Origin of the sequence: Citrobacter sp. Marseille-Q6884, from assembly GCF_945906775.1 — a bacterium.
GTDB lineage: Bacteria > Pseudomonadota > Gammaproteobacteria > Enterobacterales > Enterobacteriaceae > Citrobacter.
Window position 1 is genome coordinate 1,058,551 of sequence record NZ_CAMDRE010000002.1, and the last position, 26,015, is coordinate 1,084,565.

The following is a 26,015-nucleotide window of genomic DNA, read 5'->3' on the forward strand; positions in this document are numbered from 1 at the left end:
AGTTACAACATACTTAATTGTGAATTCAACGCTCAGGTCTGCCAAAACGGAGCGCGTAATATGCCTGGCAGGGGGCATACCCCTTAATACCCACTTCTAAAGAATTTAACATTTTCATGAGAATCGATTTTTAAAATTCCTTTTTAAATCAATGGATTATTTGTCATTAAAATATCCCACTTAGGAGGTATATAAAAATTAACCTCCCTTTTTCATCCCTGTCTGCCTTGATCGTTATCAATTCCCACGCGCTTTCAGAGCGTTACCTTCGCCACAACGTTAAGCAATGTCGATTTATCAGAGGGCCGACAGGCTCCTACAGGAGACAACCGATGAGTAAATTCCTGGACCGGTTTCGCTACTTCAAGCAGAAGGGTGAAACCTTTGCCGATGGGCACGGCCAGCTTCTCGAAACTAACCGGGACTGGGAGGATGGATACCGCCAGCGTTGGCAGCACGACAAAATTGTGCGTTCAACCCATGGGGTAAACTGCACCGGTTCATGCAGCTGGAAAATCTACGTGAAAAATGGTCTGGTCACCTGGGAAACCCAGCAAACCGACTATCCCCGCACCCGTCCGGATATGCCTAATCACGAACCTCGCGGCTGCCCGCGTGGCGCGAGCTATTCCTGGTATCTCTACAGCGCTAACCGCCTGAAATATCCGCTGATGCGCAAACGTCTGATGAAGATGTGGCGTGAAGCGAAAAAGTTGCACAGCGATCCGGTAGAAGCCTGGGCATCCATCATTGAAGACGCTGACAAAGCAAAAAGCTTCAAACAAGCGCGTGGTCGTGGTGGATTTGTGCGTTCCTCCTGGCAGGAAGTGAATGAACTGATTGCCGCGTCTAACGTATACACCGTCAAAACCTATGGTCCTGACCGCGTCGCGGGCTTCTCTCCGATCCCGGCGATGTCAATGGTCTCCTACGCGTCCGGTGCTCGTTACCTGTCCCTGATCGGGGGAACCTGCCTGAGCTTTTACGACTGGTACTGCGACTTGCCGCCGGCTTCCCCGCAAACCTGGGGTGAACAGACTGACGTGCCTGAGTCTGCTGACTGGTACAACTCCAGCTATATCATCGCCTGGGGCTCTAACGTTCCGCAGACCCGTACGCCAGACGCCCACTTCTTTACTGAAGTCCGCTACAAAGGCACGAAAACCGTAGCGATCACCCCAGACTACGCCGAAATCGCCAAACTGTGCGATCTGTGGCTGGCACCGAAACAGGGTACCGATGCCGCAATGGCGCTGGCGATGGGACACGTAATGCTGCGTGAATTCCATCTCGATAATCCGAGCCAGTACTTCACCGACTACGTGCGCCGTTACACCGATATGCCGATGCTGGTGATGCTGGAAGAGCGCGACGGCTACTATGCGGCAGGTCGTATGCTGCGTGCTGCAGATCTTGTTGATGCGCTGGGTCAGGAAAATAATCCGGAGTGGAAAACCGTCGCCATGAATACAAACGGCGATATGGTTGCACCTAACGGTTCAATCGGTTTCCGCTGGGGCGAAAAAGGCAAGTGGAACCTCGAACAACGCGACGGTACATCAGGCGCAGAAACTGAGTTGCAACTCAGCCTGCTCGGTAGCCAGGATGAGATCGCTGAAGTGGGCTTCCCGTACTTTGGCGGCGAAGGCACCGAACACTTCAATAAAGTCGAACTGGAAAACATCCTGCTGCACAAACTTCCGGTTAAGCGTCTGCAACTGGCGGATGGCTCTACCGCGCTGGTCACCACCGTCTATGACCTGACGCTGGCCAACTACGGCCTGGAACGTGGTCTGAACGATGAAAACTGCGCGACCAGCTACGATGACATGAAAGCATACACCCCGGCCTGGGCCGAGAAGGTGACCGGCGTTTCCCGTGCGAACATCATCCGCATTGCACGTGAATTTGCTGATAACGCGGATAAAACCCACGGCCGTTCGATGATTATTGTCGGTGCCGGTCTGAACCACTGGTATCACCTGGACATGAACTACCGCGGCCTGATCAATATGCTGATCTTCTGCGGTTGTGTGGGGCAGAGCGGTGGTGGTTGGGCACACTATGTCGGCCAGGAAAAACTGCGTCCGCAGACCGGCTGGCAGCCGCTGGCGTTTGCTCTTGACTGGCAGCGCCCGGCACGTCATATGAACAGCACCTCTTACTTCTATAACCACTCCAGTCAGTGGCGTTATGAAACGGTCACTGCGGAAGAGTTGTTGTCACCGCTGGCGGATAAATCCCGCTATACCGGTCATATGATCGACTTTAACGTCCGTGCTGAACGTATGGGCTGGTTACCGTCTGCGCCGCAGTTGGGGACTAACCCGCTGCGTATCGCCGAAGAGGCGGAAAAAGCAGGGATGAATCCGGTGGATTACACCGTGAAATCTCTGAAAGAAGGCTCTATTCGCTTTGCGGCTGAGCAGCCGGAAAACGGTAAAAACCATCCGCGCAACCTGTTCATCTGGCGTTCTAACCTGCTGGGTTCCTCCGGTAAAGGCCATGAGTTCATGCTGAAGTACCTGCTGGGTACTGAGCATGGTATTCAGGGCAAAGATCTCGGTAAACAGGGCGGCGTGAAGCCAGAAGAAGTGGAATGGCAGGACAATGGCCTCGACGGCAAACTGGATCTGGTGGTGACGCTGGACTTCCGTCTGTCGAGCACCTGTCTCTACTCTGACATCGTACTGCCAACCGCGACCTGGTATGAAAAAGACGACATGAATACCTCGGATATGCATCCGTTTATTCATCCGCTGTCTGCTGCAGTTGATCCCGCCTGGGAATCGAAAAGCGATTGGGAAATCTACAAAGGGATCGCGAAGAAATTCTCCGAAGTGTGCGTCGGCCACCTCGGTAAAGAAACCGACGTCGTGACGTTGCCAATCCAGCACGATTCCGCTGCTGAGCTGGCGCAACCGCTGGATGTGAAAGACTGGAAAAAAGGCGAATGTGATCTGATCCCGGGTAAAACCGCGCCGCATATTCTGACGGTTGAGCGTGATTATCCGGCGACTTACGAGCGCTTCACCTCTATCGGCCCGCTGATGGAAAAAATCGGCAACGGCGGTAAAGGTATCGCCTGGAACACCCAGAGCGAAATGGATCTGCTGCGTAAGCTCAATTACACCAAGGCAGAAGGTCCGGCGAAAGGCCAGCCGATGCTGAATACCGCAATTGATGCGGCAGAAATGATCCTGACCCTCGCACCGGAAACCAACGGCCAGGTGGCAGTGAAAGCCTGGGCGGCGCTGAGTGAGTTCACCGGACGCGACCATACGCATCTGGCGCTGAATAAAGAGGACGAGAAGATCCGTTTCCGCGATATTCAGGCGCAGCCGCGCAAAATTATCTCCAGCCCGACCTGGTCTGGTCTTGAAGATGAGCATGTCTCTTACAATGCCGGTTACACCAACGTTCATGAGTTGATCCCATGGCGTACGTTGTCTGGTCGTCAGCAGCTGTATCAGGATCACCAGTGGATGCGTGATTTCGGGGAAAGCCTGCTGGTCTATCGTCCGCCAATCGACACCCGTTCAGTAAAAGAAGTGATGGGGCAGAAATCGAATGGTAACCCGGAAAAAGCGCTCAACTTCCTGACGCCGCACCAGAAGTGGGGTATCCACTCCACCTACAGTGACAACCTGCTGATGCTGACGTTGGGTCGCGGTGGCCCGGTAGTGTGGATGAGCGAAGCGGATGCGAAAGCGTTAGGCATCGCGGACAACGACTGGATTGAAGTCTTCAACACCAACGGTGCGCTGACAGCCCGTGCAATCGTAAGCCAGCGTGTGCCGGAAGGGATGACCATGATGTACCACGCGCAGGAACGTATCGTGAACCTGCCGGGTTCAGAAATCACCAGCCAGCGCGGCGGTATTCATAACTCGGTGACGCGCATTACGCCGAAACCGACGCATATGATCGGTGGCTATGCCCAACTGGCATACGGGTTTAACTACTACGGCACCGTCGGCTCTAACCGCGATGAGTTCGTCGTTGTCCGTAAGATGAAGAATATTGACTGGTTGGATGGCGAAGGTAATGACCAGGTACAGGAGAGCGTAAAATGAAAATTCGTTCACAAGTCGGCATGGTGCTGAATCTGGATAAGTGCATCGGTTGCCACACCTGTTCAGTCACCTGTAAAAACGTCTGGACCAGCCGTGAAGGGGTGGAATACGCGTGGTTTAACAACGTGGAAACCAAACCGGGCCAGGGCTTCCCGACAGACTGGGAAAACCAGGAAAAATATAAAGGCGGCTGGATCCGCAAGATCAATGGCAAAATCCAGCCGCGCATGGGTAACCGTGCGCTGCTGCTGGGTAAAATCTTCGCCAACCCGCATCTGCCGGGGCTTGATGATTATTACGAGCCATTTGATTTTGATTATCAGAACCTGCACACCGCGCCGGAAGGCACTAAAGTGCAGCCGATTGCGCGTCCGCGCTCGCTGATCACCGGCGAGCGTATGGCGAAAATCGAGAAAGGCCCGAACTGGGAAGATGACCTGGGCGGTGAGTTTGAGAAGCTGTCGAAAGACAAAAACTTCGAAAACATGCAGAAGGCGATGTACGGCCAGTTCGAAAATACGTTCATGATGTACCTGCCACGTCTGTGCGAGCACTGCCTGAACCCGGCCTGTGCGGCGACTTGCCCGAGCGGTGCAATCTATAAGCGTGAAGAAGATGGCATTGTGCTGATCGATCAGGACAAATGCCGCGGCTGGCGTATGTGCATCACCGGCTGCCCGTACAAAAAAATCTACTTCAACTGGAAGAGCGGAAAGTCTGAGAAGTGCATCTTCTGTTATCCGCGTATTGAAGCGGGTCAGCCGACCATCTGTTCAGAAACCTGCGTAGGGCGCATTCGTTACCTCGGTGTGTTGTTGTACGACGCCGATGCGATTGAGCGTGCTGCCAGCACTGAGAACGAGAAAGATCTCTATCAGCGTCAACTGGACGTGTTCCTTGATCCAAACGATCCCGCGGTGATTGAGCAGGCGCTGCAAGACGGTATTCCACAGAGCGTGATTGATGCTGCGCAGCAGTCTCCGGTATACAAAATGGCCGTGGACTGGAAGCTGGCGCTGCCGCTGCATCCTGAATATCGCACGCTGCCGATGGTCTGGTATGTGCCGCCGTTGTCACCGATTCAGTCTGCGGCTGACGCGGGGGAAGTGGGTAGCAACGGGATTCTGCCGGACGTGGATAGCCTGCGTATTCCGGTTCAGTATTTGGCTAATCTGCTGACGGCAGGGGACACCCAGCCGGTGCTGCTTGCACTGAAACGTATGCTGGCAATGCGTCATTACAAACGCGCAGAAACCGTTGATGGCAAAGTGGATACTCGTGCGCTGGAAGAAGTCGGTCTGACCGAAGCTCAGGCGCAGGAAATGTACCGCTATCTGGCGATTGCTAACTACGAGGATCGTTTCGTGGTCCCAAGTAGCCACCGTGAGCTGGCACGTGAAGCCTTCCCGGAAAAAAGCGGTTGCGGTTTCACCTTCGGCGATGGTTGCCATGGCTCAGACAGCAAATTCAACCTGTTCAACAGCCGCCGCATCGATGCTATCGATGTGACCAGCAAAACGGAGCCGCACCAATGATTGAACTCGTCATTGTTTCGCGTCTGCTCGAGTACCCGGATGCTGCCTTGTGGCAGCATCAACAGGAACTTTTCGATGCACTCGCGTCATCTGAAAACCTGGACAAAGAGGATGCCCAGACGCTGGGCGTTTTCCTGCGCGATTTAACGGCACAGGACATGCTGGATGTCCAGGCAAGCTACAGCGAACTGTTCGACCGTGGTCGCGCGACCTCGCTGCTGCTGTTTGAACATGTACATGGTGAATCTCGCGATCGCGGTCAGGCCATGGTTGATCTTATGGCGCAGTACGAGCAGCACGGTTTACTGCTCGACAGCCGTGAGCTGCCGGACCATCTGCCGCTGTATCTGGAATACCTGGCGCAGCTACCGAAGAACGAAGCGTTGGGCGGACTGCAGGATATCGCACCGATTCTGGCGCTGCTCAGCGCACGTCTGCAACAGCGTGAAAGTCGCTACGCTGTGCTGTTCGATCTGCTGTTGAAACTGGCGAATACCGCTATCGACAGCAACAAAGTGGCTGAAAAAATTGCGGATGAAGTGCGTGATGACACTCCGCAGGCACTGGATGCGGTCTGGGAGGAGGAGCAGGTTAAATTCTTCGCTGACCAGGGTTGCGGCGAATCTGAAATCTCTGCGCATCAGCGTCGTTTTGCCGGGGCCGTTGCGCCGCAGTATTTGAATATCACCACCGGAGGACAGCACTAATGCACTTCCTGAATATGTTCTTCTTTGATATCTACCCCTACATTGCCGGGGCGGTGTTTTTGATCGGTAGCTGGCTGCGTTATGACTACGGGCAATATACCTGGCGTGCGGCCTCCAGCCAGATGCTGGATCGTAAAGGGATGAACCTGGCGTCAAACCTGTTCCATATCGGGATTCTGGGCATCTTTGCGGGTCACTTCCTGGGGATGCTGACGCCGCACTGGATGTATGAAGCATGGCTGCCGATCGAAGTGAAACAGAAGATGGCAATGTTCGCGGGGGGCGCCAGCGGTGTAATGTGCTTGATTGGCGGCGTGCTGCTGTTGAAGCGTCGTTTGTTCAGCCCTCGAGTCCGTGCTACCACGACGGGGGCGGACATTCTGATCCTCACCCTGCTGGTGGTTCAGTGTGCACTGGGGCTGCTGACCATTCCGTTCTCCGCGCAGCATATGGACGGTAGCGAAATGATGAAACTGGTTGGTTGGGCGCAGTCTGTGGTGACTTTCCACGGTGGTGCATCCGAATACCTGGACGGTGTGGCATTTATTTTCCGTATGCACCTGGTGCTGGGGATGACATTGTTCCTGCTGTTCCCGTTCTCGCGTCTGGTGCACATCTGGAGCGTACCGGTGGAATATCTGACCCGTAAGTACCAGGTGGTGCGTGCGCGTCGCTGAGATACGTTAGCGTTGACGATAAACCCTGCTTCGGCGGGGTTTTTTTATGGCTGCGGCATAGTCTGTATTGTGGGAGGGTGGAACTGTTGTCGATCCGGTATGGGCATGAACATGTTTGACTCGAAGCTTCTCATACTTCCACGCATGGGCAGAATATAGAGTGATGTCGCTGGATTTGGTGTCGGTAGTTTCAGGATAAGATGGTGGTGGGGGAAGGATTACTCAGCGCTACGCGCTTCGCCCTTCGGGTCGTTGCCTGCGGCAACGCTTTCTCGCTACGCTCGAACCGAACCCTGGTCGAAGCTTCTCGTCCTTCCCCGCATGGGCAGAATATAGGGTGATGTCGCTGGATTTGGTGTCGGTAGTTTCAGGAGAAGATGGTGGTGGGGGAAGGATTCGAACCTTCGAAGTCGATGACGGCAGATTTACAGTCTGCTCCCTTTGGCCGCTCGGGAACCCCACCAGGGGTAATTCAAATTTTGAGGTAATGCTTGAGATGATTGTGGGGGAAGGATTATTCGTCGCTTCGCTCCTCACCCTTCGGGCCGTTGCCTGCGGCAACGTTCTCTCGCTTTCGCTCGAGTCGAACCTTAGTCGAAGGTTCTCACCCTTCCCCGATGAGTGCAAACATTAACAATCTCACCGAAGTTACCACATCGCTGTGGTGAATAATGGTGGTGGGGGAAGGATTCGAACCTTCGAAGTCGATGACGGCAGATTTACAGTCTGCTCCCTTTGGCCGCTCGGGAACCCCACCACGGGGCAATGCTTTTACTGGCCTGCTTCCGGTTGGAAGCGGGGCGCATCATATCAAATGATGCGCCGCTGTAAAGCCTTCAATTGATAAAAAAGAACTGGTTGCCTGATTTTCACGCGTAAAGACGTAAAGGTAACCAATTCAATTATCAATTGATTACAGAATAATCGTTCTGTTGCCGTAAACAAAAACGCGCTGAGCCAGAACCTGATACAGGGCACGGCTTAATACATTTTTTTCTACGTCGCGACCTGCACGCATCATATCTTCTGCGGTATAGGTGTGATCCACATGGATTACGTCCTGCATAATGATAGGGCCCTCGTCGAGATTATCGTTGACGTAGTGAGCCGTGGCGCCAATGATTTTAACACCACGCTCATACGCCTGATGGTACGGACGTGCGCCAATAAATGCGGGCAGGAATGAATGGTGAATATTAATGATCTTATTCGGGAAGCGTGAAACAAATGACGGAGTCAGGACACGCATATATTTCGCCAGCACCACATAGTCCGGCTGGTGTGCGTCGATCGCATCGGCCATTTTTTGATCGTGCTCTTCGCGCGTTAATCCTTCGTGGCTGACCAGCTCAAAAGGAATATCGAAGCGTTCAACCAGAGAGCGCAGTGTTTCGTGATTGCCGATAACGGCTGCAATCTCGACATCGAGCCCGCCATAATTGGCTTTCATTAACAGGTCACCCAGACAATGCGCTTCTTTGGTGACGAGAATAACGATGCGGCGACGTCCTGCTGGTGTGAGTTCGCGAATGGAACCTTCTGGTAAGGCGCTATCCAGATCCGTCAGCAACGTGACGTCATTAAAAATACCTTCCAGTTCGGTACGCATAAAAAAGCGCCCGGTACGGTGATCAACAAACTCATTGTTTTGCACGATGTTCAGCTCATGCTTGTAACAAATATTGGTGATCCGTGCGATCAAACCTTTTTGGTCGGGGCAGATAGTGCGAAGAACTTTACGTTGTTGTGAATGCATTGCCGGGGTAATCCTGTTGATAATGTTTGCATCATTGATGCTGTCGGGCATTTTGGTTAGCCGCAGCACTTTTTAAATTTTTTACCTGACCCACAAGGGCAGGGATCGTTTCGTCCTGGTTGAGGGCGCGTTCCGTCAATATAGTACCACTGACCGTTTTCCTTTAAAAAACGAGAACGCTCGATAATGGCGCCTGTTTTGCCCTGCTCAGAAAAACGTGCCACAAAGCTGACATACCCGACATCATCTGAATCTGACGTTGCTTGTTCAAAAACGGTCAGACCGAGCCATTCGGTATGCGCAAATCCTGCGACAATATCATCCCGAAAGGCAGCTGCATTGCAGTCCGGGTGCCAGGTTTTGATCAGGTAATCTGCGTCTTTCATCACAAAAGCACAGTAACGAGAACGCATGAGGTGTGACGGCGTAGGTGCTACTTGCGCACCGGACACATAACGGTAGCAACATAGGCTATACTCGACAGCGCTACCACAGGGACAAAGCTGAGACACAAATTATCTCCCTGGAATAAAAAAACGGCGTAAAAACGCCAGGGTGGCACTATGTTAACTGAGCGGTGGCGATGTTGCTACGTCTGCAATCCAGGGGAAGTCTGTAGGTACAATGAGAAAAATTAAAATAGGGCTGGCGCTAGGTTCCGGCGCAGCGCGAGGCTGGTCGCATATTGGTGTGATAAAAGCCCTTAAACATATGGGCATTGATGTTGATATCGTTGCAGGGTGTTCTATCGGTTCGCTGGTTGGCGCTGCCTATGCCTGCAATAAATTACCCGCTCTTGAACAGTGGGTTTGCTCCTTTAGTTATTGGGACGTTTTACGTCTGATGGATCTCTCGTGGCGTCGTGGAGGATTGCTGCGCGGCGAACGGGTATTCAATCAGTACCGCACTGTTATGCCGGTGGAAGCAATCGAGCAATGTTCACGCCGTTTTGCTACCGTCGCAACCAACCTGAGTACGGGGCGGGAGCTATGGTTTACCGAAGGTGATTTGCACCTTGCTGTCCGCGCCTCCTGCAGTATTCCTGGTTTGATGTCTCCCGTTGCACACAACGGTTACTGGTTGGTGGATGGCGCGGTTGTTAACCCTGTCCCTGTCTCTCTGACGCGTGCGCTGGGAGCCGATATCGTTATTGCGGTTGACCTGCAGCATGACGCTCACCTCATGCAACAAGACCTGCTCTCCTTCAACGTCAGTAATGATACCGAATCGAGCGATGATGAACTTTCATGGCATGCGCGACTGAAAGAGCGTTTGAGCAATATTACGGCCAGGCGCACCGTCACCGCGCCCACGGCGATGGAGATCATGACGACCTCAATACAGGTTCTGGAAAACCGTCTTAAGCGCAACCGAATGGCGGGTGACCCTCCAGATATTCTGATTCAGCCATTTTGCCCACAAATCTCTACGCTGGACTTCCACCGTGCAAGTGCCGCAATTGCAGCCGGGCAGTTAGCCGTCGAGAAGAAAATGGATGAGCTTCTGCCCTTAGTGAAGACCAACATTTAACGCATTTTTTATCAACACTTAAGTAAATTCTGACAGGCGTGAGTAGCAATAGCATGCCACTATTTATTAAAGCCAGTCAGGGGGGAGAATATGACGCAGCCATTGGTCGGAAAACAGATTCTTATTGTTGAAGATGAGCCGGTATTTCGGTCTCTTCTGGACTCATGGTTTTCCTCTTTGGGAGCGACAACGGCGGTAGCTGGCGATGGGCTTGATGCGCTGGAGTTACTGGGTAGCTTCACACCCGATCTGATGATTTGCGATCTGGCTATGCCGAGGATGAACGGCCTCAAACTGGTTGAGTACCTGCGTAATCGTGGCGATCAGACGCCGATTCTGGTTATCTCTGCGACCGAAAATATGTCCGATATTGCCAAAGCACTACGACTGGGCGTGGACGATGTATTATTGAAACCTGTGAAGGACCTAAACCGCCTGCGGGAAACGGTCTTTGCGTGCCTCTATCCCAATATGTTTAATTCCCGAGTTGAAGAAGAAGAGCGGCTGTTTCGTGACTGGGATGCCATGGTTGGTGATCCTGCTGCCGCGGCGAAACTACTGCAGGAGCTTCAACCTCCGGTTCAGCAAATTATTTCTCAATGCCGAATTAACTATCGGCAACTGGTTGCAGCCGACCAGCCGGGGCTGGTGCTGGATATCGCGCCGCTCTCTGACCACGATCTCGCTTTCTATTGTCTCGATGTGACGCGGGCAGGGGACAATGGCGTTCTGGCCGCACTGTTACTCCGGGCGCTATTTAATGGTTTGTTGCAGGAACAGTTAGCTCATCAAAATCAACGCTTGCCAGAGTTAGGCGCATTATTGAAACAGGTCAATCATTTGTTGAGACAGGCCAATTTACCTGGACAGTTTCCACTGCTGGTGGGGTATTACCACAGTGGATTAAAAAATCTGATACTGGTATCCGCGGGGCTGAATGCGACATTAAATACCGGTACCCATAATGTGCAAATCAGTAATGGTGTTCCGCTGGGCACGTTAGGGAATACTTATCTTAATCAGCTAAGCCAACGTTGTGAGTCCTGGCAGTGCCAAATATGGGGGGCAGGTGGTCGCCTGCGGCTGATGCTGTCTGCGGAATGAACAAACGGGAGGGTGGAGAATGAAATTGCTTCACCTCTCTGGCGTTGTGAATGCTACTATCAGCGCCAGATTTATTCGTATTTATCTTAATTATACCGACGCGCGTCCTTTTCAGACCAGAAGCTTGTCGCGGTACTGATATACTCGGATGCGATACAGATTGATGAACACGTTCAATACATGAACAGTCCAGGAGAGTTTTAAATGGCTGCCCTTAATTCAAAAGTCAAAAAGGCCGTTATCCCGGTTGCGGGATTAGGAACCAGGATGTTACCGGCTACGAAAGCAATCCCGAAAGAGATGCTACCGTTGGTTGATAAGCCATTAATTCAGTACGTCGTAAACGAATGTATTGCTGCGGGCATCACTGAAATTGTTCTCGTGACGCACTCGTCTAAAAATTCTATTGAAAACCACTTCGATACCAGCTTTGAACTTGAAGCGATGCTGGAAAAACGTGTAAAACGCCAGCTGCTGGAAGAAGTACAATCTATTTGCCCGCCGCACGTCACTATTATGCAGGTACGTCAGGGGCTGGCAAAAGGCCTGGGCCATGCGGTATTGTGCGCACATCCGGTTGTAGGCGATGAACCTGTTGCGGTCATTCTGCCTGACGTTATTCTTGACGAATATGAATCTGATTTATCCCGCGATAACCTCGCCGAAATGATCCACCGTTTTGATGAAACGGGCAGCAGCCAGATAATGGTAGAGCCTGTTGAAGACGTAACGGCTTACGGCGTTGTGGATTGCAAAGGCGTTGAATTAGCACCGGGCGAAAGCGTACCGATGGTTGGCGTTGTTGAAAAGCCGAAAGCCGATGTTGCACCATCTAATCTTGCTGTTGTTGGTCGTTATGTCCTTAGCGCAGATATCTGGCCACTGCTGGCAAAAACGCCTCCGGGAGCCGGTGACGAAATTCAGCTGACTGATGCCATCGATATGCTGATCGAAAAAGAAACCGTTGAAGCTTATCACATGAAGGGTAAAAGCCATGACTGTGGTAATAAGCTGGGTTATATGCAGGCTTTCGTTGAATACGGTATTCGCCACAATACTCTCGGCGCTGAATTTAAAGCGTGGCTTGAAGACGAGATGGGTATTAAAAAGTAACACAACGGTATTAATCAGAAACGAACGGCGCTTTAATCCAGCGCCGTTTTTTTATACATAATCCTGACAGATACTGCGCGAAGTACAGGTAAAAAAAATCCCGCCAGTGGCGGGATTTTAAGCAAACTAATTCTGAATTATTCCTTGATCAGGAAGTCGTCCAGTTGTTTACCTTGTTCTTCCATTGCTTTTTTGATCACAGCCGGTGTACGACCCTGGCCAGTCCAGGTTTTAGTTTCACCGTTTTCATCAACGTAGCTATATTTAGCCGGACGTGCTGCGCGTTTAGCTTTAGTGCCGGATTTAACAGCAGCCATGCTATTCAGCAGTTCGTTCGGGTCAATACCGTCAGCAATCAGCATTTCACGATATTGTTGCAGTTTACGAGTACGCTCTTCAACTTCAGCGGCAGCAGCGCTTTCTTCTTCGCGACGCTCGCTAACAACAACTTCTAATTTTTCCAGCATTTCTTCAAGCGTTTCCAGAGTGCATTCTCTTGCCTGCGCACGAAGAGTACGGATGTTGTTCAGAATTTTAAGTGCTTCGCTCATTGTAGTAATCTCAAACTTATATTGGGGGTGGTTTGTTGAGCTAATAATAGAGCGATAATTTCAGTTGTGCAATAGCCAGGAATGTAAGGAATTCAAAATTGCACTTTATTTAGTGTCTGTATTAATTCTTCTGGCTTAAATTCTCCATGGAAGTGGGCACAAAAAAGGCTTATTGCGGAGGGGGACTCTCTTCTGTCGAGAGTAAAAATTCAAGATTCAGGTCACATTTTATGATGTTGGAATAGTATCTCTTTGCAGTAATTTCAACCTTTTGTATTAGTTTTGCTTACTGAAATTCGCTATTACGCGGTTGCGGCGGCGGGATTCAATAACAATAAGGGCAGGGTTTCTTTATTGATGCGTGATGATAAGCGGTATTGATGAATTTCTAGCGCACTATTTGTGAAAGAATGTGTATATACCCGCCCGGCTTCAGGCTGTTAGCGCTTTGCTTGCGTACAATCGTGCTGTCAGATACTAAAGTTAGCTACCGGGCGTTCATCCTGTCACTCACATTATATAGGGGCTATGGATGATGTTTGCTCAGTCTTTTATACATGCTGGGTAGCAACGCCACCCCGACATGTTTGTGAATTATGATACAATCCTGCCCATATTTATTTACCCAGGTGAGGGCCTCGGTCAATGGCACAGCTATATTTTTACTATTCTGCAATGAATGCGGGTAAGTCAACTGCATTGCTGCAATCTTCGTACAATTATCAGGAACGTGGGATGCGTGCCGTTGTATATACGGCGGAAATTGACGACCGCTTTGGTGCAGGAAAAGTAAGTTCACGTATAGGACTGTCGTCACCTGCAAAATTGTTTAACCAAAATTCATCATTGTTCGAGGAGATTCGTGCGGAGAATGCCCAGCAAAGAATACATTGTGTGCTGGTGGATGAGTCTCAGTTTTTGACGCGGCAACAGGTTTATGAATTATCCGAGGTTGTCGATCAGCTGGATATTCCGGTGTTGTGCTATGGCTTACGTACCGACTTTCGTGGAGAGTTATTTGGCGGCAGCGAATACCTGCTTGCCTGGTCAGATAAGCTGGTTGAATTAAAGACCATATGTTTCTGTGGCCGTAAAGCCAGCATGGTATTACGTCTTGATCAGGCCGGACGACCTTATAACGAAGGTGAACAGGTGGTTATAGGCGGGAATGAGCGTTATGTATCGGTCTGTCGTAAGCACTATAAAGAGGCGCAGTCCGAAGGCTCTCTGACGGCTATTCAGGAACGTCACAGCCACGATTAATCCCTCCCTTCCCGGATACGCTAATACACGCAGAGTAGGGCGCAGAGCCCTGCTCTGTCGCTTCTTCTGACATCATTCTCGTCTCTTCTCTCTACGGAGTTCTGCAGGGCCATTCATCGGCTCTGGCAGGTCTCGGTGTGTCCTGAGTTTATATAGCTCAAGGCGAAAAAAAACGGCCCCAAAGGGCCGTTTTGTGATGCGAGAACTTATTCGACTGAATTAAGCGGATTTCTTCGCTTTTTTCTCAGCTTTTGGCGCTGCAGCAGTTTCAGTTTTCGCGGCAGTTTCACCTTCGTTATACTCACGTCCGTAGAAGGTATCCAGCAGGATTTGCTTCAGTTCGGAGATCAGTGGGTAACGCGGGTTAGCACCGGTACACTGGTCGTCAAACGCGTCTTCAGACAGTTTGTCAACGTGTGCCAGGAAGTCAGCTTCCTGAACGCCAGCTTCACGGATAGACTTAGGAATACCCAGTTCAGCTTTGATTTCTTCCAGCCATGCCAGCAGTTTCTGGATTTTAGCCGCAGTACGGTCGCCCGGTGCGCTCAGACCCAGATGATCTGCGATTTCAGCGTAGCGACGACGTGCCTGCGGACGGTCGTACTGGCTAAATGCAGTCTGTTTGGTCGGGTTGTCGTTCGCGTTATAACGAATAACGTTGCTGATCAGCAGGGCGTTCGCCAGACCGTGAGGAATGTGGAACTGTGAACCCAGTTTGTGCGCCATTGAGTGACATACACCTAGGAAGGCGTTAGCGAACGCGATACCCGCGATGGTCGCTGCACTGTGAACACGCTCACGCGCTACCGGGTTCTTAGAACCTTCACGGTAGGACGCTGGCAGGTTTTCTTTCAGCAGTTTCAGCGCTTGCAGCGCCTGGCCGTCAGAGAATTCAGATGCCAGTACAGAAACGTAAGCTTCCAGAGCGTGAGTCACCGCATCCAGACCACCGAAAGCACACAGTGACTTCGGCATGTCCATGACCAGGTTAGCATCAACAATCGCCATATCTGGAGTCAGTGCGTAGTCTGCCAGCGGATATTTCTGACCAGTTGCATCGTCGGTAACAACGGCGAACGGAGTGACTTCAGAACCGGTACCGGAAGTCGTGGTGACAGCGATCATTTTCGCTTTCACGCCCATTTTCGGGAACTTGTAGATACGTTTACGGATGTCCATAAAGCGCAGCGCCAGTTCTTCGAAGTGGGTTTCCGGGTGTTCGTACATTACCCACATGATTTTCGCGGCGTCCATCGGGGAACCACCACCCAGTGCGATGATAACGTCTGGTTTGAAGGAGTTAGCCAGCTCAGCACCTTTGCGAACAACGCTCAGAGTCGGGTCAGCTTCAACTTCAAAGAACACTTCAGTTTCAACGCCAGCGGCTTTCAGAACAGAGGTGATCTGGTCAGCATAACCGTTGTTAAACAGGAAGCGGTCGGTCACGATCAGAGCACGTTTGTGACCATCGGTAATCACTTCATCCAGTGCGATTGGCAGTGAGCCACGACGGAAGTAGATAGATTTCGGAAGTTTGTGCCACAACATGTTTTCAGCTCGCTTAGCAACGGTTTTCTTGTTGATCAGGTGCTTAGGACCAACGTTTTCAGAGATGGAGTTACCACCCCAGGAACCACAACCCAGAGTCAGGGAAGGTGCGAGTTTAAAGTTGTACAGGTCACCGATACCACCCTGAGATGCCGGGGTGTTGATCAGGATACGCGCAGTTTTCATCATTTGACCGAAGTAAGCGACGCGCTCTGGCTGGTTGTCCTGGTCGGTGTACAGGCAAGAGGTGTGACCGATACCGCCCATAGCAACCAGTTTTTCAGCTTTCTGCACAGCGTCTTCGAAATCTTTAGCACGATACATTGCCAGAGTCGGAGACAGTTTTTCGTGTGCAAACGGCTCGCTTTCGTCAACCACTTTAACTTCACCAATCAGAATCTTGGTGTTAGTCGGTACGGAGAAGCCTGCCAGTTCAGCGATTTTGTATGCCGGCTGACCGACGATTGCTGCGTTCAGTGCACCATTTTTCAGGATGATATCCTGAACGGCTTTCAGCTCTTTACCTTGCAGCATGTAGCCGCCGTGGCTAGCGAAACGTTCGCGAACGGCGTCATACACGGAATCAACCACAACAACAGACTGCTCAGAAGCACAGATTACGCCGTTATCGAAGGTTTTAGACATCAGTACGGATGCAACAGCACGTTTAATATCAGCCGTTTCGTCGATAACAACTGGAGTGTTACCTGCGCCTACGCCGATTGCTGGTTTACCGGAGCTGTATGCTGCTTTAACCATACCTGGACCACCGGTCGCAAGGATCAGGTTGATGTCCGGGTGATGCATCAGCGCGTTGGACAGTTCAACGGAAGGTTGATCGATCCAGCCAATCAGGTCTTTCGGTGCACCAGCAGCGATAGCAGCTTGCAGAACGATGTCAGCCGCTTTGTTGGTTGCATCTTTAGCACGCGGATGTGGAGAGAAGATGATGGCGTTACGCGTCTTCAGGCTAATCAGTGACTTAAATATAGCAGTTGACGTCGGGTTGGTCGTCGGGACGATACCACAAATAATACCAATCGGTTCAGCGATGGTGATGGTACCGAAAGTGTGGTCTTCAGCTAAGACACCACAGGTTTTTTCATCTTTATACGCGTTATAGATGTATTCAGAAGCAAAGTGGTTTTTGATCACTTTATCTTCAACAATACCCATGCCGGATTCGGCAACAGCCATTTTTGCGAGAGGAATTCGAGCATCTGCGGCAGCCAGAGCGGCGGCGCGGAAGATTTTGTCGACTTGTTCTTGAGTGAAACTGGCATATTCACGCTGGGCTTTTTTTACGCGCTCTACGAGTGCGTTAAGTTCAGCGACATTAGTAACAGCCATAATGCTCTCCTGATAATGTTAAACTTTTTTAGTAAATCATCTGCTCGATACGAGAGTATAGACAGATCGACGAAAATTTGTATAACGTTTTGAAAATCAAACGGTTAATTAACGCCCACTTTACTTTGATTTACTAAAAGAGCTTATACGCTAGCGCCAGTTAACTCTAACGCGTTACTTCCAGGTGGCGTAAGCAAGATTACTCACTTCTGAGTAGTAATTGCGTGATCCAGATCAAATTTACGCAAAGCTGACACCTTTCAGCAGGCCCTTTTAGCGTTTATTGGTAAGTGTTAATAAATTGAGGTGGTGAATAAGGATAACATTAGCATATTTAATACATATTGATAACACCGAGAAAGGGTAGAGAGTTTATACACATATATGCAGATAGAAGGTGAACTATGCTGCCAAAAGGCGTATCTTCAGCGCGGTTTTAATCACTTTTTATGACTCATTTTTATCCGGCTAACGCTTCGGAGCTAACCGTGATCCAAACGCTATTTGATTTTCCTGTTTATTTTAAGTTTTTCATTGGGTTATTTGCATTAGTCAACCCGGTGGGGATCATCCCCGTCTTTATTAGCATGACCAGCTACCAAACGGCTGCGGCGCGCAATAAAACAAACCTTACAGCCAACCTGTCAGTCGCGATCATTTTGTGGACATCATTGTTCCTTGGTGACGGTATTCTGCAACTCTTTGGTATCTCAATCGATTCATTCCGTATTGCCGGCGGTATTCTGGTGGTGACGATTGCGATGTCGATGATCAGCGGAAAACTTGGGGAAGATAAGCAGAACAAACAGGAAAAATCAGAAACTGCCATACGTGAAAGTATTGGTGTTGTTCCGCTGGCATTACCGCTGATGGCGGGGCCAGGGGCGATCAGTTCGACTATCGTCTGGGGAACGCGCTATCACAGTGCGATAAACCTGTTCGGTTTCTTTGTTGCGATTGCGCTGTTTGCCTTATGTTGTTGGGGGCTGTTTCGCATGGCGCCCTGGTTGGTTCGTCTGTTGGGGCAAACCGGTATCAACGTCATTACGCGTATTATGGGGTTATTGCTGATGGCATTAGGTATCGAATTCATTGTTACCGGGATCAAATCCATTTTCCCAGGTCTGCTGACCTAACAAACAGGTTTACCGCACACGGAGCTGGGAACAGCTCCGTTTTTTTTCATTATCAGTAAAACTTCTCACGAAAGTTGAAAATTGTCATTGAAATACGAAAAGCTTCTGAACGTCATATCACATATTATCCGTTGATTTAAAAGATAATTGTTTTTTCATCTGCATGCGCTAACACAGAAGACACTGTTATTTTATTAACATCATACTCTGGGGCTTGCTGAAGGATTATCGAAATGTTATTAGTTATTTCAACGTCGATTTTAGATGAATGTGCTAATTAATAATCAATTGTTAAATTTATGTGCACTTTGACGCAGTGTGGGTATCGGACAGGGTAACCACCGTCGGTGTTGACATAGCTTGTTGATTTTAATGGTTTTAATATAAAAATAGCTCTGTTCTCGCCTCTTCTTTGTGAGATTTTTTTTCGATAAAAGAGAATTGGTTAACAAATTTGCAAAATGTATTGGCGGTTAAGAAACGCATTTGATACTTTCCGGCCAGGTATTTTGCAGAAGATTTCACGCTGATGAGAATCGTTTTCAATTAGCTTCTCTCCGCAGAATAATAGCGTGCTTCCGGCAGGGGAGGTACGTAGAGAATCGACGCAAGGCGGTCATACGAATCGCCAGAATAAATAAAGTCGGTGATAGCAAGCAGTAAACAATAACGACCTGACAGCAGAAAATCTCCGGTGCTGGACAGGAATCCGAACAGGATTAACAGTCTGGTTAAAAAGCCAGCTAATAATAATGAGGGAGTACAAACACAATGACTAACATCACTAAAAAAAGTTTGGTAGCTGCGGGGATCCTAACTGCGCTCGTTGCGGGTAATGTTGCAACGGCGGCTGTTGTACCTGCAGGCGTGCAGCTTGCTGAGAAGCAGACGCTGGTGCGTAATAATGGTTCGGAAGTTCAGTCACTCGATCCGCATAAAATCGAAGGCGTACCAGAATCCAACATTAACCGCGATTTGTTTGAAGGATTATTAATCAGTGACGTTGACGGCAAACCATCGCCTGGCGTCGCTGAAAAATGGGAAAATAAAGATTTTAAAGTCTGGACATTCCATCTGCGTAAAGACGCAAAATGGTCTGACGGCACGCCGGTTACCGCTGAAGATTTCGTTTACAGCTGGCAACGTCTGGCTAATCCGAATACCGCTTCACCGTACGCCAGTTATTTGCAGTACGGTCATATTGTCAATATTGATGATATTATCGCCGGTAAAAAGCCAGTCACCGATCTCGGTGTAAAAGCGATTGATGACCATACTTTTGAAGTTACCCTCAGCGAACCGGTTCCTTATTTCTATAAACTGCTTGTTCACTCCTCCGTTTCCCCGGTACCTAAAGCCGTTGTTGAAAAATTTGGCGATAAATGGACTCAGCCAGCAAACATCGTTTCTAATGGTTCATACAAACTGAAAGACTGGGTTGTCAACGAGCGTATCGTGCTTGAGCGTAATACCAATTACTGGGACAACGCTAAAACCGTGATTAACCAGGTAACCTACCTGCCAATTTCCTCTGAAGTGACTGACGTTAACCGCTATCGCAGTGGTGAAATCGACATGACCTATAACAACATGCCGATTGAGTTATTCCAGAAGCTTAAGAAAGAGATCCCGAACGAAGTTCACGTTGATCCGTATCTGTGTACCTACTATTACGAAATTAATAACCAGAAAGCACCGTTCAACGATGTGCGTGTTCGTACTGCCCTGAAGCTGGCGCTGGATCGTGACATTATCGTCAACAAAGTGAAAAACCAGGGCGATCTGCCGGCATACAGCTTTACGCCTCCGTATACCGATGGCGCGAAACTGGTAGAGCCAGAGTGGTTCAAGTGGTCACAGGAAAAACGTAACGAAGAAGCGAAAAAACTGCTGGCTGAAGCGGGTTATACCGCTGAAAAACCGTTAACCTTCGATTTGCTGTATAACACTTCCGATCTGCATAAAAAGCTGGCTATCGCTGCGGCCTCTATCTGGAAGAAAAACCTGGGCGCAAATGTGAAGCTGGAAAACCAGGAATGGAAAACATTCCTCGATACGCGTCACCAGGGGAATTATGATGTTTCGCGTGCGGGTTGGTGTGCAGATTACAACGAACCGACTTCCTTCCTGAACATGGTGCTGTCAGACAGCTCCAACAACACCGTTCACTATAAGAGCCCTGCATTTGACAAGCTGATTGCAGATACCCTGAAAGTGACCGACGAAGCGCAGCGCAGCGAGCTGTATTCGAAGGCAGAGCAGCAGTTGGATAAAGACTCTGCGATTGTGCCGGTTTATTACTACGTCAACGCCCGTCTGGTGAAACCATGGGTCGGCGGATATTCCGGTAAAGACCCGATGGATAATATCCACGTGAAAGACTTGTATATTATCAAGCATTAATGGCAAGACGTGGGGCAATTCATTTTGCCCCACAGTGTCTTTTTCATCGAACTATAAAACCTCTTTGACAGCACATCTGGTGAAAGAGGTATAAAGGCACACGCCAGAAGGTACGGGCAATGTTAAAATTCATATTACGCCGCTGTCTGGAAGCGATTCCGACGCTGTTTATTCTTATTACAATTTCATTCTTTATGATGCGCCTTGCGCCGGGAAGTCCTTTCACCGGTGAGCGTGCGTTACCGCCAGAGGTTCTGGCGAATATTGAAGCGAAATACCATCTTAATGATCCTATCTCGACGCAGTACTTCAGCTATCTGAAGCAGTTGGCGCACGGTGATTTTGGTCCTTCATTTAAATATAAAGACTACACGGTTAACGACCTGGTTGCCTCCAGCTTTCCCGTTTCTGCGAAACTGGGTGCTGCGGCCTTTCTCCTGGCGGTTGTTATCGGTGTGAGTGCCGGCGTGATTGCCGCGTTGAAGCAAAATACACGCTGGGATTACACGGTAATGGGGGTGGCAATGACCGGGGTGGTGATACCCAGTTTTGTTGTCGCGCCCTTATTGGTCATGATATTTGCAATAACGTTGAAATGGCTACCCGGTGGTGGCTGGAACGGCGGGGCGCTGAAATTTATGATCCTGCCGATGGTGGCATTATCACTCGCGTATATCGCCAGTATCGCCCGTATCACCCGCGGGTCGATGATTGAGGTGCTGCACTCTAACTTTATTCGTACCGCACGTGCGAAAGGGTTGCCGATGCGGCGGATCATTTTCCGCCATGCGCTGAAGCCTGCATTGCTGCCTGTGCTGTCCTATATGGGTCCGGCGTTCGTCGGCATTATTACCGGTTCAATGGTTATTGAAACCATCTATGGATTACCGGGTATTGGGCAGTTGTTCGTCAATGGCGCATTGAACCGTGACTACTCGTTGGTGTTGAGTCTGACCATTCTGGTGGGGACGCTGACCATCGTGTTTAATGCGATTGTCGATGTGCTGTACGCCGTTATCGACCCGAAAATTCGTTACTGATACTGGAGCTCGCTATGATGTTAAGTAAGAAAAACAGCGAGGCACTGGAGAATTTCAGTGAAAAGCTGGAGGTTGAAGGTCGTAGCCTTTGGCAGGATGCTCGTCGACGCTTTATGCATAACCGTGCGGCGGTAGCAAGCCTGGTGGTACTGGTCATCATCGCACTATTTGTGACGCTGGCCCCCATGCTGTCGCAATTTACCTACTTCGATACCGACTGGGGAATGATGTCCAGCGCGCCGGATACGGAATCCGGGCACTATTTCGGTACTGACTCATCCGGGCGTGACCTGCTGGTGCGTGTCGCGATTGGCGGGCGAATTTCGCTGATGGTCGGGATTGCGGCAGCGCTGGTGGCGGTGATTGTCGGGACGCTGTACGGATCGCTGTCGGGTTATCTGGGCGGTAAAATCGACTCGGTGATGATGCGCCTGCTGGAAATTCTTAACTCCTTCCCGTTCATGTTCTTCGTGATTTTGCTGGTGACCTTCTTTGGGCAAAACATCCTGCTGATTTTCGTGGCGATCGGCATGGTTTCCTGGCTGGACATGGCGCGTATCGTACGTGGTCAAACCCTTAGCCTGAAGCGTAAAGAGTTTATCGAAGCAGCACAGGTTGGCGGGGTGTCTACGGTGCGTATCGTTATCCGTCACATTGTGCCAAACGTGCTCGGCGTGGTGGTGGTGTATGCGTCTCTGTTAGTGCCAAGCATGATTCTGTTTGAATCCTTCCTGAGCTTCCTTGGTTTAGGTACCCAGGAGCCGTTAAGCAGTTGGGGCGCGCTATTGAGCGATGGTGCCAACTCGATGGAAGTATCGCCGTGGTTGCTGCTGTTCCCGGCAGGTTTCCTGGTGGTCACTTTGTTCTGTTTTAACTTTATTGGCGATGGCCTGCGTGATGCCCTCGACCCGAAAGACCGTTAAGGAGTGCAGCCATGAGCGTAATTGAAACCTCAACCGCGCCGCTCGCGCAACAACAGGCTAACGCACTGCTGAACGTTAAAGATCTTCGCGTGACCTTTGAAACCCCTGATGGCGATGTCACTGCGGTAAACGATCTGAACTTTTCGCTGCGTGCCGGTGAAACGCTGGGTATTGTGGGTGAATCCGGTTCAGGAAAATCGCAAACTGCGTTTGCCCTGATGGGGCTGCTGGCGGCCAATGGCCGTATCGGTGGATCTGCGACGTTTAACGGACGTGAAATTCTGAATTTACCTGAGCGCGAGCTGAACAAGCTGCGTGCTGAGCAAATTTCGATGATCTTTCAGGACCCCATGACCTCACTAAACCCGTATATGCGGGTTGGAGAGCAGTTAATGGAAGTGCTGATGTTGCATAAAGGCATGAGTAAAGCCGAAGCGTTTGAAGAGTCGGTCAAAATGCTGGACGCAGTCAAAATGCCGGAAGCGCGTAAGCGCATGAAGATGTACCCGCATGAGTTTTCCGGCGGTATGCGTCAGCGTGTCATGATTGCAATGGCGCTACTTTGTCGTCCGAAACTTCTGATCGCCGATGAGCCTACAACCGCACTGGATGTGACGGTTCAGGCGCAAATTATGACGCTGTTGAATGAACTGAAAAGTGAATTCAATACCGCGATTATTATGATTACGCATGATTTGGGTGTGGTCGCCGGGATTTGCGACAAAGTTCTGGTGATGTATGCCGGTCGCACCATGGAATACGGCAGCGCGCGCGATGTCTTTTATAAGCCTGTTCATCCGTATTCTATCGGTTTGCTCAGTGCGGTACCTCGTCTGGATGCCGAAGGCGAAGAGATGCTGACTATCCCGGGTAATCCGCCAAACCTGTTGCGTTTGCCGAAAGGATGTCCGTTCCAGCCTCGTTGCCCGCATGCGATGGAAATCTGTAGCAGTGCTCCGCCACTGGAAGAGTTTAGCCCGGGCCGACTGCGCGCCTGCTTTAAACCGGTGGAGGAACTGTTATGACAGCGGTGACTGAACAACGTAAAGTACTTCTCGAAATCGCTGACCTTAAAGTCCATTTCGATATCAAAGACGGCAAGCAGTGGTTTTGGCAGCCGTCGAAAACCCTGAAAGCGGTTGATGGCGTAACGCTGCGACTGTATGAAGGTGAAACGTTAGGCGTGGTGGGCGAGTCGGGCTGCGGTAAATCGACCTTTGCGCGGGCGATTATCGGTCTGGTGAAAGCCACCGACGGTAAGGTTGCCTGGCTGGGCAAAGATCTGTTGGGAATGAAACCGGATGAATGGCGGGACGTTCGCAGCGATATTCAGATGATTTTCCAGGACCCGCTGGCATCGTTAAACCCGCGTATGACCATCGGTGAAATTATTGCCGAGCCGTTGCGTACCTATCATCCTGGTCTGCCAGGTCAGGAAGTGCGTGACCGTGTGAAGGCGATGATGATGAAAGTGGGGTTGCTGCCAAACCTGATTAACCGCTATCCGCATGAGTTTTCAGGTGGACAGTGCCAGCGTATCGGTATTGCTCGCGCACTGATTCTTGAACCGAAGCTGATCATTTGCGATGAACCGGTTTCCGCACTGGATGTGTCGATCCAGGCGCAGGTGGTTAACCTGTTGCAACAACTACAGCGTGAAATGGGATTATCGTTAATCTTTATTGCGCACGATTTGGCGGTGGTTAAACATATCTCCGATCGCGTGCTGGTGATGTATCTGGGGCATGCGGTGGAGTTGGGGACGTACGATGAGGTGTATCATCATCCTCTGCATCCTTACACCAAAGCCCTGATGTCCGCGGTGCCGATCCCCGATCCTGATCTGGAAAAGAATAAAACAATCCAGTTGCTGGAAGGTGAACTGCCGTCCCCCATTAACCCTCCGTCTGGCTGTGTGTTCCGTACACGCTGTCCGATAGCCGGGCCGGAATGCGCGAAAACGCGGCCGGTTCTTGAGGGAAGTTTCCGACATGCTGTTTCCTGCCTGAAAGTAGACCCGCTATAATCGTGAGGGCTGACATTCGTCAGCCCTTCTTTCTGGTGAGGTTAATGTGTCTGGCTTAGTGTCTTCTGTCCGCCGTACGCTCTATCGTAAATTGTTCGATTTAAACACGCGTTCAGGCCGTCGTTTTGAAGGCATGTGTGCGCTGTTTGCGTTACTTAGCGTCATTGTTATCTTCGTTGAGTCAGGTGTTGGGACGCAATACCATTTTACTTATGATGAGTGGCGCTCTTTTGTCTGGCTCGAGATATTTATTACGCTGGTCTTCACCATCGAATATCTGCTTCGATTGTGTTGTTGGGCTAATCCGGCTAAATACGTTTTTAGCTTTTGGGGGATTATCGATTTAGCCACCATCTTACCGCTGTATGTGATGTGGCTATGGCCAGAAATCAGTCTTAACTATGTTTTTGCCTGGCGCGCGATGCGTGCTATCCGCGTGTTACGTATTCTCAAACTGCTGCGTTTTATGCCCTCGCTGCGCATCTTCTGGAGCGCAATTAAAAGCGCGAAGCATCAGTTGATTCTGTTCTATTCCTTTATCGGCATTCTGATGATTATTTTTGGTACGTTGATGTACCTTATTGAAGGGCCGAACTATGGGTTTTCAACGCTGAATTCGTCGGTCTATTGGGCAATAGTGACCGTCACGACGGTGGGATATGGTGATATCGCTCCGCATACCCCATTGGGGCGTATCGTGGCGTCGGTGCTTATCCTTATCGGTTATTCGGTGATTGCCATCCCGACAGGATTGATTACCACGCACATGAGCAGTGCGTTTCAGCAGCGCCAGAATCAGCGTAAGTGTCCTCAGTGCCAACAGAGTCAGCATGAATACAGTGCGCAATTTTGTAACCGTTGCGGGAGTAAGCTACCGGATTAAATGAAAAAAGCTGCGAAAGCAGCTTTTTTGTTTGATTACTCGCGCCAGAGAATGTGGCAGAGTTTGTGATCTTTTTCGCGACATAACAGCACGCGAGCAAAAATATCGTTAATCTCGCCATCTTCTGTATCGGCCAGACCAATCACTACTTCGGCAAAAAAGTCAGGGTTCAGGTCAAAATCAACGTGTTCCTGCCAGTCTTCAGCAAGGTCAAATAACTCTGCGCCGCCACGTTCCTCAAACTGCAAATTGAACAGAATGATGTCTGCCGGATCGAGGTTGTCCGCAGCCAGTTCGAGAAAAATATCATAAGCCTGCTCAAGCGTTTCATCTTCAGTCAGGCGATTGTTCAAATCCATATCCATAATGACTACCTGTATACCGTCTGGTGAGC

The 26,015-nt window shown here is 50.2% G+C and carries 20 protein-coding genes, 2 tRNA genes and 2 other RNA genes; 15 read left to right on the forward strand and 9 right to left on the reverse strand.

Annotated elements, in window-relative coordinates:
- Positions 1-332 precede the first annotated feature (332 nt).
- From N7268_RS20285 to narI, 4 genes are read left to right on the forward strand one after another with little or no spacing between them, the layout of a single operon-like run.
- The gene (locus tag N7268_RS20285) at positions 333-4,076 is read left to right on the forward strand and encodes a nitrate reductase subunit alpha (RefSeq protein ID WP_260864231.1); all 3,744 of its coding nucleotides are present in this window, start codon (positions 333-335) and stop codon (positions 4,074-4,076) included.
- A complete protein-coding gene (narH, locus tag N7268_RS20290) occupies positions 4,073-5,611 on the forward strand; it encodes a nitrate reductase subunit beta (RefSeq protein ID WP_260864232.1) in 1,539 nt (512 codons plus the stop codon). Before N7268_RS20285 ends, narH begins: the two co-directional genes overlap by 4 nt.
- Positions 5,608-6,318 carry a nitrate reductase molybdenum cofactor assembly chaperone gene (gene narJ, locus N7268_RS20295; RefSeq protein ID WP_198904009.1) on the forward strand — a complete coding sequence of 237 codons (711 nt, stop codon included), beginning with the start codon at positions 5,608-5,610 and terminating at the stop codon, positions 6,316-6,318. The genes narH and narJ overlap by 4 nt, the downstream gene beginning before the upstream one ends.
- Positions 6,318-6,995, forward strand: coding sequence for a respiratory nitrate reductase subunit gamma (gene narI / locus N7268_RS20300; protein WP_198904010.1), 678 nt, complete (start codon positions 6,318-6,320; stop codon positions 6,993-6,995). The genes narJ and narI overlap by 1 nt, the downstream gene beginning before the upstream one ends.
- Positions 6,996-7,196: 201 nt before the next feature.
- On the opposite strand, the gene N7268_RS20305 is transcribed toward narI, so the two are convergent.
- The 6 genes from N7268_RS20305 to N7268_RS20330 all read right to left on the reverse strand — a co-directional run bounded on the left by N7268_RS20305 (position 7,197) and on the right by N7268_RS20330 (position 9,263).
- A non-coding RNA gene (locus N7268_RS20305) (RtT sRNA) lies at positions 7,197-7,327 on the reverse strand.
- A 46-nt stretch (positions 7,328-7,373) separates the two neighbouring features.
- Positions 7,374-7,458 (reverse strand) — tRNA-Tyr (locus tag N7268_RS20310).
- A 34-nt stretch (positions 7,459-7,492) separates the two neighbouring features.
- A non-coding RNA gene (locus tag N7268_RS20315) (RtT sRNA) lies at positions 7,493-7,624 on the reverse strand.
- 43 nt (positions 7,625-7,667) lie between these two features.
- A tRNA-Tyr gene (locus tag N7268_RS20320) sits at positions 7,668-7,752 on the reverse strand.
- Positions 7,753-7,908: 156 nt separating this feature from the next.
- Positions 7,909-8,751, reverse strand: coding sequence for a formyltetrahydrofolate deformylase (gene purU / locus N7268_RS20325; protein WP_198904011.1), 843 nt, complete (start codon positions 8,749-8,751; stop codon positions 7,909-7,911).
- 56 nt (positions 8,752-8,807) lie between these two features.
- Positions 8,808-9,263 (reverse strand): YchJ family protein, encoded by a 456-nt coding sequence (locus N7268_RS20330; protein WP_198904012.1) that lies wholly within the window; start codon positions 9,261-9,263, stop codon positions 8,808-8,810.
- Positions 9,264-9,375: 112 nt separating this feature from the next.
- On the opposite strand from N7268_RS20330, the gene rssA reads away from it, so the two are divergent.
- The 3 genes from rssA (at position 9,376) to galU (ending at position 12,498) form a co-directional block, all read left to right on the forward strand.
- Positions 9,376-10,281, forward strand: a complete 906-nt coding sequence (rssA, locus tag N7268_RS20335) for a patatin-like phospholipase RssA (protein WP_198904013.1) — start codon at positions 9,376-9,378, stop codon at positions 10,279-10,281.
- Between the two features lie 90 nt (positions 10,282-10,371).
- Positions 10,372-11,385 carry a two-component system response regulator RssB gene (gene rssB, locus N7268_RS20340; RefSeq protein WP_198904014.1) on the forward strand — a complete coding sequence of 338 codons (1,014 nt, stop codon included), beginning with the start codon at positions 10,372-10,374 and terminating at the stop codon, positions 11,383-11,385.
- A gap of 204 nt (positions 11,386-11,589) precedes the next feature.
- The gene (galU, locus tag N7268_RS20345; protein ID WP_198904015.1) at positions 11,590-12,498 is read left to right on the forward strand and encodes a UTP--glucose-1-phosphate uridylyltransferase GalU; all 909 of its coding nucleotides are present in this window, start codon (positions 11,590-11,592) and stop codon (positions 12,496-12,498) included.
- Between the two features lie 137 nt (positions 12,499-12,635).
- Here galU and hns read toward each other — a convergent pair whose 3' ends face one another.
- Positions 12,636-13,049: a histone-like nucleoid-structuring protein H-NS gene (gene hns, locus N7268_RS20350; RefSeq protein WP_003020723.1), complete on the reverse strand. Its 414-nt coding sequence runs from the start codon at positions 13,047-13,049 to the stop codon at positions 12,636-12,638.
- Between the two features lie 645 nt (positions 13,050-13,694).
- Here hns and tdk point away from each other — a divergent pair.
- Positions 13,695-14,312: a thymidine kinase gene (gene tdk / locus N7268_RS20355; protein WP_005126397.1), complete on the forward strand. Its 618-nt coding sequence runs from the start codon at positions 13,695-13,697 to the stop codon at positions 14,310-14,312.
- Positions 14,313-14,531: 219 nt separating this feature from the next.
- Here tdk and adhE read toward each other — a convergent pair whose 3' ends face one another.
- The gene (gene adhE / locus N7268_RS20360) at positions 14,532-17,210 is read right to left on the reverse strand and encodes a bifunctional acetaldehyde-CoA/alcohol dehydrogenase (RefSeq protein WP_198904016.1); all 2,679 of its coding nucleotides are present in this window, start codon (positions 17,208-17,210) and stop codon (positions 14,532-14,534) included.
- Positions 17,211-17,698: 488 nt separating this feature from the next.
- Between adhE and ychE the strand changes: the two genes are divergently transcribed.
- From ychE to N7268_RS20395, 7 genes are all read left to right on the forward strand, one after another.
- Positions 17,699-18,346 (forward strand): YchE family NAAT transporter, encoded by a 648-nt coding sequence (gene ychE / locus N7268_RS20365; RefSeq protein ID WP_198904017.1) that lies wholly within the window; start codon positions 17,699-17,701, stop codon positions 18,344-18,346.
- A 771-nt stretch (positions 18,347-19,117) separates the two neighbouring features.
- Entirely contained in the window at positions 19,118-20,749 is a 1,632-nt protein-coding gene (gene oppA, locus N7268_RS20370; protein ID WP_198904018.1) for an oligopeptide ABC transporter substrate-binding protein OppA, read from the forward strand.
- 119 nt (positions 20,750-20,868) lie between these two features.
- Positions 20,869-21,789 (forward strand): oligopeptide ABC transporter permease OppB, encoded by a 921-nt coding sequence (oppB, locus tag N7268_RS20375; protein WP_260864233.1) that lies wholly within the window; start codon positions 20,869-20,871, stop codon positions 21,787-21,789.
- Between the two features lie 14 nt (positions 21,790-21,803).
- Positions 21,804-22,712: an oligopeptide ABC transporter permease OppC gene (gene oppC, locus N7268_RS20380; protein ID WP_115601916.1), complete on the forward strand. Its 909-nt coding sequence runs from the start codon at positions 21,804-21,806 to the stop codon at positions 22,710-22,712.
- An 11-nt stretch (positions 22,713-22,723) separates the two neighbouring features.
- Positions 22,724-23,737 (forward strand): murein tripeptide/oligopeptide ABC transporter ATP-binding protein OppD, encoded by a 1,014-nt coding sequence (gene oppD, locus N7268_RS20385; RefSeq protein WP_260864234.1) that lies wholly within the window; start codon positions 22,724-22,726, stop codon positions 23,735-23,737.
- Positions 23,734-24,738 (forward strand): murein tripeptide/oligopeptide ABC transporter ATP-binding protein OppF, encoded by a 1,005-nt coding sequence (gene oppF, locus N7268_RS20390; RefSeq protein WP_260864235.1) that lies wholly within the window; start codon positions 23,734-23,736, stop codon positions 24,736-24,738. Before oppD ends, oppF begins: the two co-directional genes overlap by 4 nt.
- 46 nt (positions 24,739-24,784) lie before the next feature.
- Positions 24,785-25,621, forward strand: coding sequence for an ion transporter (locus tag N7268_RS20395; RefSeq protein WP_260864236.1), 837 nt, complete (start codon positions 24,785-24,787; stop codon positions 25,619-25,621).
- 35 nt (positions 25,622-25,656) lie between these two features.
- Here the strand turns inward: N7268_RS20395 and N7268_RS20400 are convergent, their stop codons facing one another.
- Entirely contained in the window at positions 25,657-25,986 is a 330-nt protein-coding gene (locus N7268_RS20400; RefSeq protein WP_260864237.1) for an HI1450 family dsDNA-mimic protein, read from the reverse strand.
- Between the last annotated feature and the right edge of the window lie 29 nt (positions 25,987-26,015).